The sequence below is a fragment of the Bacillus sp. RCC_6_1 genome, from assembly GCF_041360755.1.
Taxonomy (GTDB): Bacteria; Bacillota; Bacilli; order Bacillales; family Bacillaceae_G; genus Bacillus_A; species Bacillus_A cereus.
The window spans coordinates 469,246-482,313 of record NZ_JBFUPV010000001.1; the positions used below are offsets into that span (position 1 = coordinate 469,246).

The following is a 13,068-nucleotide window of genomic DNA, read 5'->3' on the forward strand; positions in this document are numbered from 1 at the left end:
CTTAATACGTAAATGTAATTGTCGCTAATGAATAACCCGCCAATGCACTGTAAGGCGCTACTTGATAAGACACACGCTTTGCACCTTTTGGCCAATTTATTTCATTTAATACTTTCTTTATATCTTGCATCGTCCCATCCATGGACTGCTTATATCGTACTTCTACTTTTTCTGGTTTGGTTGCAAACTTTTGCTGCAACTTTTGCTTAAATTCATTATAATTTTCTGCTCCGTATTCTGCAGATAAGTATTGTAAATTTGTTTCTTTTAACATCTGCTCATATACGACAGTTTTTGAGCTACCAGCTTTTATTTTATTTGTTAATTCACCAAAATAACTTGTAGTTGCCGCTGGATATTTGCTACGATCCCATTCATGATCTTTACTTAACTGTTCGTCAGACATATTAAAATATGAGTAAGTTGCACGCCCTGCTTTATCTGGTACTGGATCATCAAATGTAGTATCTAGGTGATACCATTTGTTTTCAATGTTCACTAAATTCCACGCGTGAGCTTGTCCGTTTCCTGTGCCTGTTACAATATGATTTTGAATACCTGCCTCTTTTAACAACTCATACGTCAATAATGTATATCCTTGGCAAACGGCAGAACGATTCGCTAATGCTTCATATGCTGTATACGCTTGATAAGACGTATCATAAGACACATGCTTAACAACGTAATCGTGAATAGCTTTTACTTTCTCATGCTCATCCATCCCTGGTTTTACAATTGATCCAACAATTGATTTCGCCTGAGCTTTTACATATTGAGTTTGTTCTTTTGATTCACGGTATTTTACTTGCAGTGTAAACGTATAGTCCCCTGGCATTCCTTTAATGGAATATCTAGTAGACGCTACATTATATTTTACATACTCATCAGCATCTACAATTTTATTAAACTCACCATACAATTGATCCATAATATTTCTAGCATTTCTATCTTTTGTTTTATATGTGATTGTAATATTTTCTTCTCGATTATCAATCTGTTTTTTTAATTCTTTTCTGAAATTATCTAATAACTTTACATCTGATTGTGCTGTCACTGTAGTCGGATTTGTAGCTGCATAAGATACAGATGACGCTTGTAAGCCTCCCATTACTATAGTTGAACAAAGTGCGGCAGCTGTCACATACTTACTTGTCTTTCCCATCTTGTCACTCCTTATATTCTATAACTATACGAAAAAGTATCGTATAGTTTCAGAGTATACAATACTTTTTCGTATAGGTCATATGAGATTATGCATATTAACTAATTCACATAAAAAGGTTGTTCTTTTAAAAAGAACAACCTTTTTTCATTAGCATGTTTGTAATACGCAGCATGTATTTTCAAAACGTTGATTTTTCAAATCTTCATTACTAATACAGAAATATAGCATCCCTAGTTCTCCCCAAACCATATTACAATTTTTATGATCTGAATCAATTTGGAATAAAAGAGTCATTTGCTGCGGGTCTACTCCCATATATTCTCCCGTCTCATATAACACTTCTTCTTGTACAGAGAATGGCTCACCAAACATTTGATGGTTATCGTAGTTATCCGGAATTAGCTCTTCAAGTAATTGCAAGAAACGATCTGAATCAGCCTCATCTTCAATGAAAAGTTCTGGTAATTTGTATGTCAGTTCAAAAGTAATTGCACACTGGTTATATTTCGCTTGTACTTCATTTCCTCTTCGTAATTGCTCTACAGGAACATCATAATAAAGTACACGCCCACCCTCTGTTAGCTTCACATTTTCTTCAAAATAATTTTCAATGCAAAAGAAATACAGCATCCCCGTCTTAGGAAGATTGTGATCCATACCAACGTTTTGTAAATCACTTAAGTTAAATTGCGCGATAAATTGTAGTGGATTTCCTTTATGCTTTGGATATTCAAATAAAGCTGGTAAATCAGGAACTCCTCCCATTTTCGAACTACCTCTCGCAACAGTTTCCTGCTGCTTTGGCACAACTTTTATACAAGGAAATACAGTATTAATAAGTTCCTCTTTCAAGTGTGTTAGTTCATATTTATCAATTAATACTTCAATTTTTTTATTCATAAATTCTCCTTACATTTACATACTTATTTATATCATAGTACAAAGATTATACTTCATTCTTTACAAAATCAACAAGCCTCCAAAAACGGGCTTATCCTTCGTACGCGAACAAGTTTAAAAAAGCATACTATACATTGTTCCTACAAACACGATAGTTCTTTAGTTCTTCCAGTACATTTTCCCCTCGTTCATTTTTATTTTTAATATAAGGAGGAATTCCACATGGGTTACGGATATAGTTGCGGCGGTTACGGTTACGGCGGTAGCTGTGGTGGTTGTGGTTACGGAGGTTTCGCTTTATTAATCGTTTTATTCATCCTTCTAATCATCATCGGAGCTAGCTGTTGGGGCGGCTTTGTAGGCTGCTAGTAAACTTAAAAACCATTGTAAAAAAGCACGTACAATACGTGCTTTTTTGCCATTTCCAAATCTTTTATTTGAAAGGAAGTATGTTTAATGAAGATTGATGGTGTTTTTGAAGGAGGCGGTGTGCGCGGTATTGCGCATGTTGGGGCAATTTGCGCGTTAGCCGAAAAAGGTTATGAATGGGAACGTGTAGCTGGAACATCAGCTGGTGCAATTATCGCGGCACTTTTAGCTGCAGGATATTCTTGTTCAGAGCTAAAAACCATTATAACTGATATCGATTATAACAAATTTACGAAGAAAACCTTTATTGACAAAATCCCCTTTATCGGAAAAGGACTAAGTGCATGGACTACTCTAGGTATATACTCTAATGTATTTATAGAAGAATGGATTGAAGAATTACTTCGAAAAAAAGGTGTTCATTTATTTACTGATTTACCGGATCTAAACAAACTCAAAATCATCGCTTCTGATATTAGTAATGGTAAAATGGTTGTCTTTCCTGACGACTTACCAAACTATGGATTTTTAAATTATCGCTTCTCTATCGCTAAAGCGGTAAGAATGAGTAGTACAATCCCCTTCTTCTTTGAACCCGTAAAATGGAGAACTCCAAAATGGAAGCAGCCTTGTTATATGGTTGACGGAGGAATTCTAAGTAATTATCCAATTTGGATCTTCGATTCACCTACCGCTCCTCGCTGGCCGACTTTCGGATTTCATTTTGTAAAAGATGAGATTCAAGCTGACCCTGCTCACTATAACGAGCCTATTTCTATGTTCAAAGGACTATTTAAAACAATGATGCAAGCTCATGATTTACGTCATTTAGATAAAGAATCAAAAGCAAGAACGATTACAATTCCAACAGGAACGATTACAAGTACTAATTTTGAACTGACGAAGGAAGAAAAAGACTGGCTTTACAATTCTGGTTATAACTCTGCTAATAAATTTTTACAAGCTTGGAACTTTAGGCAATATATTGATGAGTATAGAAAAGGAAATCAAGACCGAAAGACAAATCGATTTTTTCGTCAACTTGACTCATAATATTATTACTTTGCGTATAAATACGAGAACGTTTAACAACTTAATAGTAAATAAGCCTAGTAAATTCTTATATTACTAGACTTATTTACTTCCTATATAATCTCATACATTGTTTAAGGATACGTTAAGCCTTCGGCTTCTTCTGCAGTTATAACTATGTAACGATTTCCCGTTCTTAATCCTAACAGTTCTGCTTTTTCAATCGCCTCTTGCTTCGTCTCCGCATAAGCAGCTAAATATTTTTCTCCATTGATCATTTGGCAAATTACATATTGTTTCATTACTTTCTCCTCTTACTTTTTCATTAGTTGTGCAAGTTTTTTTATACCTATTTCAATTTCTTCTAACGTTGCGTATGAATACGATAGGCGCAAAAATTGATTTGCACTTCTATCATATAAAGTACCTGGGTTTAATAAAACCTTTTCTTGCAGAGCTTTATCAAATAAACTGCGATATGAAATGGGTACTTTTATATGTACCCATATATAAAACCCGCCTGTTGGTTCATGCCAAGTTGCTATTTCACGAAGATATTTATCTAACATTAGTAACATAAAATCTCTTCGTTTTTTCAATTCCCTTCTTACAAATCGCAAATGCTCATCATATAGACCATTTGTAAACCACTCTGCTGCAATTTGCTGGGATATAGTGCTTGAACCATAATCTGTTTGCATCTTTATGTCTGACAATCTTTGAATTACTGGCTCGGGTCCAACAATCCATCCAATTCTTAAACCTGGACTAATTACTTTGGACATGCTTCCAATATGTAGTACGATTCCATTTTTATCATAGGCTTTTAAAGGTTTCGAACTAGGTGCATCAAACCATAAGTCTTGATACACTGCGTCCTCTATAATAGGTAATCCAATTTCATTACATATTTCCATCACTTCTATTCGTTTCTTCGCATTCATACTAAAGTTCGTTGGATTATGAAAAGACGGGATTGTATATAAAATAGAGGCATTAAATTGCTTCTTATATTTCTTAATATATGATGTATGTAACCCGCTTTCATCCATTGGGATTCCAATTAAACGTACTCCTGCTGATTGAAAAACATTAAGCGAATATAAATAGGATGGTTTCTCTAATAAGATTGATGCCCCTTTCGAAAGAAGCCCCATAGAAATAAGTTGCAGCGCTTGAATTGCTCCTGAAACAATTAATATAGAGTCAGGAGATACATATACGCCATGCTCCTTTAAGTATTCGGAAATCTTTTCCCTTAAATAAAGATTTCCTTTCGGCTCTTCATACCCAAGCGTCACATTTGACTTTAAAAGGTTATTCATAATTTCTTTCATCTTTTTCTCAGGTAAGAGACTCGGCGCGAGCTCACCTGTTCCTAACCGAATTACATGTGGGTAAAATTCAGCTTGATTAATCTCTTGAATAGCTGGGAGATTCGGATAATGAAGTCCTGTTTCTACATAAGACTGCCAATTAGGCGGGGGTGCGTAAGTTGAAACATTCTCATTATTATTTACAACAATTGTTCCTTTCCTGCCATTCCCTTCAATATATCCCTTCGCAACTAGTTCATCGAAAGCCATTACAATTGTGCTTCGATTCACACCAAATGTATGGGCCAAATCTCTTTGTGAAGGTAATTTCGTTCCAACGGTCCATTCTCCATTAACGATCCTTTCTTTTATATACGTTTCTATTTGTTTATACAGCGGCGTCGCTAGAGACATATCCGGTTTCCAAACGAATCTTTCCATCATATCACCTTATATTCTTTTTGGTTGGTAACCTCCCCAACCATATGGATGGATACAAATTTTCATTTCTTCTATACAATATACACTATCATAATGAATTAAAATAGGAGGTAATATGATGAGTGAAGCAATTATTCATGGTATCATTCTTGCATTTGGACTTATCATTCCATTAGGTGTACAAAATGTTTTTATCTTTAACCAAGGTGCGAGCCAACCAAACATTTGGAGGGCAGCCCCTGTAGTATTAACTGCCTCTATATGTGATACGTTACTCATATTGATTGCAGTGCAAGGTGTCTCCCTTGTACTCCTTACTTTTTCTTGGCTAACTAACTCATTATATATAATTGGATTTTTCTTTCTCCTATACATGGGCTTTGTTATTTGGAGAAGTAGCCCTTCCAACGATGTAACACAAGAAAAAAGTATGCCCTTAAAAAAGCAAATCCTTTTCGCAGCATCAGTTTCGTTATTAAATCCACATGCTATTTTAGACACAATCGGTGTAATTGGAACAAATTCTATTCAATACATAGGAAGTGAAAAATGGGCTTTCACACTTGCAACTATTATCGTTTCTTGGATTTGGTTTATAAGCTTAGCTTTAGCGGGGAAATTTCTAAAAAGACTAGACTCAACCGGAAAGACAATTTTATTATTAAATAAATTTTCTGGTCTCATCATATGGGGTGTCGCACTTTATATGTTAAAACAAGTTATTTATTCTTAATGAACGAAAGAGAATTGCATGTTACTCAAAACATCATGCAATTCTCTTACAAATTATGAAGTAGGTTCCGGTTTCTGTTTTACCGCCTTTGCATCCTTTGCTGGTTTAATCCAAATGATTGCTATGACAGCACCAATGGCAGCGAAAATACTAGTCAAATAAAACACTTCATGGTCCGCCCCTTTCATGAAAAAAGAATATAAAGGTGGTCCAGCTGCTACACCGATAAATCGCATTGAACTGTAAAATGACGTAACTGTTCCCCTTTGCTCCTTTTCAATTCCTTGTGTAATGAGGGCATCTAAACATGGGAGTGCCATACCAATCCCTATCCCCATAATAACGAGACAAAGAAGTAGTAAATAAATCCCTTTTATAAATAAAGGAATGATGACTGATGCAGCTGCCATTAAAAAACCAATATAGATACACTTCTTCATAACATTTTGATTATCTCCAATTTTTTTACCGGCCATATATGAACTAAGTGACAGTACAAGTAACGGGATAGCAAGCACACACCCTTTCCATATACCATGAATGTCATACTTTGATTCCAGTATAGTCGACAAATAAAAGAGAATTCCGAATAAAATAAGCATAATAATTGCACCTAATGCAAAAATGGCAATTAACCATCTTCCTTTTTCTCGAAACGTAGACAGAATAGATTTTATAAACTCTTTAAGTGGTGGTACTTCTCCTTCTTGTTTCTTTGCCTTTACTAGAACAAGTAATAAAACAATTGATACTACGCATAAAATTGGAATCGCCCAAAATGGTAAGAACCATACAACGGCAGCAAGAGCAGACCCTAAAATAGGGCTCAGCACTTTCCCAAATGTATTGGATGTTTCTATGATTCCTAAACCTGTACTAACTTGTTTTTCGTCTTTGTATAAATCACCAACACACGGTATAACAACTGGCATTGCACCAGCAGCACCAATACCTTGAATCGCTCTACCAATCAATATCCAATTGTAGGGATTATCAACTTTCCAAGATACCCAACCAGTTATCGCTCCTCCTATAGCTGCAATCAGCAAACTCGGAACCATTACCATCTTTCGTCCCCATCTATCTGATAAATAACCAGCAATCGGTATAAGTAGAATGGCTACGATAGAGTAAATTGTAATAATCATGGATACTTGAAACGATGAAATATGTAATTTCTTTTCAATAGTCGGCAGAATTGGGATGAGCATTGAATTCCCTAATGTCATAACAAGTGGAACTGATGCAAGCGCAATTAAACAACAGTTTTCTTTTTTTAACATGTTGGCTTCGAAACCTTTCATCATATATTTCTTACCATATAATAGCCCCGCTGGAACGTAACTTTTCATTCCACCAGGGCTATTACATCTTTACTACTTCCCATTCACAACAAAAGAAATTGGGGAAATTATAGTATTATTCCTATTCTTCGAATCCAGTTCACAATATATCCATACCAATTAATTGAAAAAAAAAGAAAGGAAGAATCCTTCCTTTCTCCTATAACCTTCTACAATTAGCGAGTATATCCGCCACCAAGTTGTTGTTCTGCCATCGCTACAAGGCGTTTTGTAATTTCACCGCCTACAGAACCGTTTGCACGTGAAGAAGTATCAGCGCCAAGTTGTACACCAAACTCTTGTGCAATTTCATATTTCATTTGATCTAAAGCTGCTTGTGCTCCATGTGATGCTAATTGATTAGAATTACGATTTCTAGCCATTACCAATCACCTCCTTATTTATATATAAATTGTGTTAAATTCAAATTAAAATACATGGAAATTTTTGGTTATTTTTTACCATAAAAAAAGAGCCTCTAAAACGAGACTCTCACATCATTTCACATTACGAAGTTACTACTTCTAATTTTCTATTTATTAATACTTTCATTTCTTCTTTTAATATCTCTTTTGCATTATGTCCAAACCATTCTAAGGAAGCAAAAAGATCCGTACCTCTCACTTCCTGAATAATCTCATCATAATTTACAATACCTTCAAATAACGGAACCATACCAATACGACTTCCTGCTGCAGCATATACATTGTTAGGTTCAAACACATGCAAATAATCCGCTGAAGATATATTCTTAAAATGGTAATGTAGTGTCCACGGCTTTAATCGATGGAAACTGTCTATTGGATCTGCGCCAGACTCCCATATATGAAGAAAATCAAGATTTATTTTTAAATTCGGATGATTTACTTCTTCTAATAGTTCTATAGTAGAAGGCAATGTGTCCGTTAGTGTATTGGGATGTGTTTCTAACAGCACATACATATTGTGCTGAGCAAACACATCACAAATCTTACGTATTCGCTTCACATACTCTTTTCTCTCTTGTTCCGAGAAGTCCTTGCTCCCTTTTTGCCCAGCAAACGTGCGAATTTTATTCGTATTAAACCAATTAGCTAGTACTACAAGTTGTTCACTTTTCTCTATCGTTTTTTCAAAATCTGCTGATAATGATATATCTAAGTAATCACTTATCATCGTAATTTCTAAGTTTTTATCCTTTAGAAAAGTCAATTCTCGTTCTGTCGTTTCGCGTTCTTGTATATACAAATTTTGTGCATGAGTCCCCCACAATTCAATTCCTTCAAAACCGTTTTCATATGCAAATTGAACAATATCAGTAAATGAAATTAATTGATGACGAAATGAAATGGTACATAGCGAATATTTCATAGCATTAAACTCCCCTATCTTAAATTCAGTTAGCTTATTAAAAAGTTGCGACAGACTGATTTGTTTTCATACCTTTCCATGATAGAAACTGTCTCTCTAATTCCTTCTTAATTTGCAGTTCAATCGCATTCATTTCATCCAGTTTTTCAATAATCGATACTAGCATACCTTTATTATTCGTCATTGCCATTTTAATTGCACGATACTGTACATTTGTAAATCCTTGTACAATATCCTCTACCCGATCACACCAATAATCAAATTCTTGCTCCGAATATTGCAACGTTTCACGGAAGTATGCAAAGGCATGCTCATAACTATATTTACGAATTGCAAGTACTGGTATTTGTTTTACTGCTGCTACAAGTCCAGAAAGCGCATATCCTTCTTCCTCATTTGCCATTTTTACAATTAAATTTTTCAGCTCCATAGTCAGTTCATTGTCGTTCTTTTTGAATGTTTCTGTGAAATAACTAGCTACTGTTTCTTGCGTTGGCTCCCCAATTCCTTCTATATCAATGAAATACCCTCCACCAAATGGGTTATCTTGAATAGAGTGAAGTACTTTTTCTCTTTCCATATTTCCTTCCCAACGAAAATCAGGATCTAGCATGAACCACTCTTCTTCTTTCTCTGTTTTTGATATCATTAAATAATGTGGAAACGGTTTTTGATGAAATTTATTTTCCCTCTCTGGTAATAGAGACATATCAACCATTACAATGACATAACGATTTCCCGGCTTGTTTTCTACTAATTCTAAAAACGTTTCTACATTGCTATCTTTATCTTTTGCATGATCATACCATTCGTTTACTTTAATACCGTACAATTTTTCAAACCAAAGTAAATAATGATCATGGTTAATGTTTTCAGAGTGATATGAAATAATTCCGCCTTCTGTTATATCAAAATCTCCATCCCATAGTCCAAAATAAAATGGACGAAAATCAATGTCGCTACGCCTTTTTATAATTTCACAAAAACAACTCACTAAACAGTGCACTTTTATTGAAGTCATACTCTCATCCACTTTCCTAAAGGTTAGTTATTCACATTTACTTCTTGTAACTCCTCCATAAAATCAAGCAAAGATCCTACAGTAAGAAATGCCTTTGGATCTACCTCATCCTCTGGAACGCATAGCTTTATATCCATTTCTATGTATACAATAAGCTGTAACATCATTACCGAATCTATATATAAATCTTGATTTAAGCGCATCGTTTCTTCTAAATGCGTTACATTTTTCAGTTCCATTTTTTCTATCATAATTTTTAACACGGCATTCTTTAACGCTTCCCGTCTCATGTTGTAACCTCTCCCATCTCTAGTAACTTTCTACTTACTTTTCCAGTTTTATTTTTAGGAATTTCATTTACACTTTCAATTTCATGGGGAACTTTATAAGAAGGTAAGTGCTGAATACACCATTCTCTTATTTGTACTGGATCAACATGAGAGATCACTTTCGCTTTAACTATTTCGCCCATGACAGGATGTTTCCCTCGATATACAATTGCCTCTTGAACACCTTCCAATCGAAGCATCGTTTCTTCTACCTCTATAGGAAAGACTTTTAATCCCGAAACATTAATTACATCGTCCATACGCCCCATAAAATGAATGCCACGCTCAGATTTATACCCTAAATCTTTCGTGAAGATTTCCTTATCATTCATTTTCACGACGATTTCTTCCGGTGCATTTTCATCTGAACCTATGCTTATACTCGCATGAGGTAAAGGGTTTCCTAAATCTAAATGGCTCTTCATATCATGACATATACTAATACAACCTGCTTCAGAACAACCGTATTGCTGCATCATATATGTTGTCATTTCTTTTAGTTTATAAAATAGTGCTTCTGGCAAAGGCGATCCTGATGTCATAATTTTATGAAACTGGAACGTTCCTAATGGAAAACTCCCCATAATGTGTAACATAAGTGGTACTGCATATATAATATGTTTCTCTATATTGCGAACTATATTTAATGCGAATTTAGGATTTTTATTCGTAATGATTACAGGCTGGCTCCCCCTCTTAATTGCTGATAAAGTACCACATATTAGTCCGTATGAATGTGAAACAGGAGCCATAACGATTGGCACTTCATCTACTTCACAGTTTAAAGCTTCATTATAAGCGGTAATTTCCGTATCAACTTCCGTCCATGCTCTACGAATTAGTTTCGGTTCCCCTGTAGTTCCAGAACTATATTGCAATAAAGAAGGCTCTTCTAGTAAAAAGTTCCCTACTTCTAATTTTGTAAAATCGCCATATTCTCCATATAAAATTCCTACACAATTTGCACGCTTTGCCATTTCAATAGCTGTTTCTTTTGGTGTATCTTCATGTATAAGTAATACTGATGATTTCTTTTCTTTTAAGAAAAACACAATCGTAATAATATCGAATGGATCTTTCAGACAAAGTGCAAATCTATTTCCTTCTGCTTCTTTAAATTGTTCCATTTCCTCATAAACTTGTAATCTCGATTTAAAATCACTTTTGCTATACTCTTGTTTATTAACGATTAGCATAATTTCCCCCTGTAACAGCTGATTTTTGTTTCATAAGTTGTCTTACTCTATACAATGGATTTGGAACTTCATGAACAAGCGATTCCAGATCCATATATAATCGACGTTTCGTTAATTGTTCAGCATAGAATGTAGGTGCATATAATTGAATATTTTCAAATCTACCTTTCAAATGTGGATATATTCTTAAATGATTTTCAATTTCTTCAACAACCATCATCCAAAAATGTTCTTCTTTCAATCCATATTCATCCGCAAGTACGAATGCTAATTCTCCTAAATTAAACAGGAATAGTGCATCTAACACCATCTCTTGCAAACATTCAATGCGATCCATTTCAAAGAAATCATTCATTTTTCCATTCGCATATGTTTTATGCATTTTAGTAAAGTCGGGACATTTGTCAACCGTTTTCAAATATGGACGATAAAACTCAAGCCCTTCATGAAAATCCTTTAACGCAATACGAACAGGCACCCCTTCTTTATGGACTAGAATCATATTTTGTCCATGTGATTCCAGTGCGATGCCATGCTCTACAACAAGATGTATAACTGGTATTATCGCTTTTTGAATAAGTAATTGTAGCCAATCCTTCATTCCATATTTATTCAACCACGCATCAATAATTGGTGTACCATTTTTCTCTTTAGCGTATAAACCATTAAAAGGAATTGCATCTTCTTGTGCATCTAAATACTTATGAATGCTTTCGCGCCAAATACATCCTAATGAACCATATATAGCTTTTTTATTCGTGTCATACGTTACACTTGAAAACTCACTTAACAAGATTAAACGTGCTTCATCCATTAAATAGGCGTCATTACTTACAACATCATTTAACCAATTTGATATTGCTGGTGCACTCACAACAGAGTATGGTTTCAGCGTACGAAGTGTTGAAGTGTTGAGTAAATTCATCGATAATTTAACGTACGGTTTCTTTGGACTCGTAATATTTCTTAATGTTCTCATTGACTGTTGCGCGCAATAATCGTCCTCAGATGTTCCTAAATAAATAATAAATTTCCCCTGTATATGATCCGCATAATTTGAAATGATGAAATTCACCCACTGCCATGGGTGAACAGGTATAAACACGTACTGTTTTGGATTACATCCCTTATTACGAATTCGTTCCATAAACTCTTCTAATTTACGATCGCCAATCTCCTCTTTTAAAAGGTTGTTATACATCACTTCATTCTCATAACCTACAGTCGCATAATTCTTATGCGCTGCAATCCATATGAGTTTTATTGGCTGCATAAATTCATAACCATATTGAAAATTGTCACGATATTGAAATCCAACACGTGCTTTATAACTAGGATGATATGGATGGCCGTCTATTAAATGGCTTTCAAACTCATCGTAAGATTTTTGAGTATATTCTCTCTTATTATTTCTTTCATATTGTGCAATCGTGTCTTTAAATATTGTTTGTTCTAATTCGTGTATAAAAGAATCTAATTTAGCTTGTTCTACACTAGTAACCCGAAAAACTTCTTCTAGGAATTGCGAGACAGATTGTATTTCTTGCTGTTCATCTTGAACTCTTACTATTAATGAGTCTAACGAAATACGTCCAAATGTCATCCGTTCCCTGCCATAGCATTTGTACGTGACACTTTTGCCTTCTTCATCAAGTCCTTGTATTAGAAAAAGAAGTTGTTCTTCTTTTTCTATGCGAACCGGTGTAATAATCCCCTCATAAATTAACGATTCTACTAATTGACGTAGCACTCTTCTTCGTACTGAAATGTAATCTTCTGATTCGAGCGCCTTCAATACTTTCGTATGATACATGTCCACTCTCATAAAACCCTCCACCTTATGACAAAATACCATTATTTGTATTACGTGAAA

14 protein-coding genes are annotated in these 13,068 nt (G+C 34.8%); 3 read left to right on the forward strand and 11 right to left on the reverse strand.

The window, feature by feature from the left end:
• Position 1 precedes the first annotated feature (1 nt).
• Together AB6801_RS02355 and AB6801_RS02360 are read right to left on the reverse strand one after the other, a co-directional pair.
• Entirely contained in the window at positions 2–1,162 is a 1,161-nt protein-coding gene (locus tag AB6801_RS02355; protein WP_097999038.1) for a transglutaminase domain-containing protein, read from the reverse strand.
• Between the two features lie 150 nt (positions 1,163–1,312).
• Positions 1,313–2,065, reverse strand: coding sequence for a YwqG family protein (locus AB6801_RS02360; RefSeq protein ID WP_097999037.1), 753 nt, complete (start codon positions 2,063–2,065; stop codon positions 1,313–1,315).
• Positions 2,066–2,287: 222 nt separating this feature from the next.
• On the opposite strand from AB6801_RS02360, the gene AB6801_RS02365 reads away from it, so the two are divergent.
• Together AB6801_RS02365 and AB6801_RS02370 are read left to right on the forward strand one after the other, a co-directional pair.
• Complete coding sequence (locus AB6801_RS02365) at positions 2,288–2,434, forward strand: YjcZ family sporulation protein (RefSeq protein ID WP_000540425.1); 147 nt, start codon at positions 2,288–2,290, stop codon at positions 2,432–2,434.
• 87 nt (positions 2,435–2,521) lie between these two features.
• A complete protein-coding gene (locus AB6801_RS02370) occupies positions 2,522–3,487 on the forward strand; it encodes a patatin-like phospholipase family protein (RefSeq protein WP_000686789.1) in 966 nt (321 codons plus the stop codon).
• Between the two features lie 113 nt (positions 3,488–3,600).
• Here the strand turns inward: AB6801_RS02370 and AB6801_RS02375 are convergent, their stop codons facing one another.
• On the reverse strand, positions 3,601–3,768 hold the full coding sequence (locus tag AB6801_RS02375) for a DUF3933 family protein (protein WP_000816389.1): 168 nt from the start codon (positions 3,766–3,768) through the stop codon (positions 3,601–3,603).
• 12 nt (positions 3,769–3,780) lie between these two features.
• The gene (gene pdxR / locus AB6801_RS02380; RefSeq protein ID WP_370941028.1) at positions 3,781–5,223 is read right to left on the reverse strand and encodes a MocR-like pyridoxine biosynthesis transcription factor PdxR; all 1,443 of its coding nucleotides are present in this window, start codon (positions 5,221–5,223) and stop codon (positions 3,781–3,783) included.
• A 118-nt stretch (positions 5,224–5,341) separates the two neighbouring features.
• On the opposite strand from pdxR, the gene AB6801_RS02385 reads away from it, so the two are divergent.
• A complete protein-coding gene (locus AB6801_RS02385; RefSeq protein ID WP_097999036.1) occupies positions 5,342–5,956 on the forward strand; it encodes a LysE/ArgO family amino acid transporter in 615 nt (204 codons plus the stop codon).
• A gap of 53 nt (positions 5,957–6,009) precedes the next feature.
• Here the strand turns inward: AB6801_RS02385 and bcbE are convergent, their stop codons facing one another.
• The 7 genes from bcbE to AB6801_RS02420 all read right to left on the reverse strand — a co-directional run bounded on the left by bcbE (position 6,010) and on the right by AB6801_RS02420 (position 13,020).
• A complete protein-coding gene (gene bcbE / locus AB6801_RS02390; RefSeq protein WP_033667350.1) occupies positions 6,010–7,239 on the reverse strand; it encodes a bacillibactin exporter BcbE in 1,230 nt (409 codons plus the stop codon).
• A 236-nt stretch (positions 7,240–7,475) separates the two neighbouring features.
• Positions 7,476–7,682 carry an alpha/beta-type small acid-soluble spore protein gene (locus tag AB6801_RS02395; RefSeq protein ID WP_000113545.1) on the reverse strand — a complete coding sequence of 69 codons (207 nt, stop codon included), beginning with the start codon at positions 7,680–7,682 and terminating at the stop codon, positions 7,476–7,478.
• A 124-nt stretch (positions 7,683–7,806) separates the two neighbouring features.
• Positions 7,807–8,649 carry a sugar phosphate isomerase/epimerase family protein gene (locus AB6801_RS02400; protein ID WP_000877670.1) on the reverse strand — a complete coding sequence of 281 codons (843 nt, stop codon included), beginning with the start codon at positions 8,647–8,649 and terminating at the stop codon, positions 7,807–7,809.
• Positions 8,650–8,686: 37 nt separating this feature from the next.
• Complete coding sequence (locus tag AB6801_RS02405) at positions 8,687–9,670, reverse strand: DUF6005 family protein (protein WP_000200708.1); 984 nt, start codon at positions 9,668–9,670, stop codon at positions 8,687–8,689.
• Between the two features lie 23 nt (positions 9,671–9,693).
• Positions 9,694–9,960 carry a petrobactin biosynthesis protein AsbD gene (gene asbD / locus AB6801_RS02410; RefSeq protein WP_001250558.1) on the reverse strand — a complete coding sequence of 89 codons (267 nt, stop codon included), beginning with the start codon at positions 9,958–9,960 and terminating at the stop codon, positions 9,694–9,696.
• Entirely contained in the window at positions 9,957–11,195 is a 1,239-nt protein-coding gene (locus AB6801_RS02415) for an AMP-binding protein (RefSeq protein WP_370941029.1), read from the reverse strand. Before AB6801_RS02415 ends, asbD begins: the two co-directional genes overlap by 4 nt.
• Entirely contained in the window at positions 11,182–13,020 is a 1,839-nt protein-coding gene (locus tag AB6801_RS02420; RefSeq protein ID WP_139894409.1) for an IucA/IucC family protein, read from the reverse strand. Before AB6801_RS02420 ends, AB6801_RS02415 begins: the two co-directional genes overlap by 14 nt.
• Positions 13,021–13,068 lie beyond the last annotated feature (48 nt).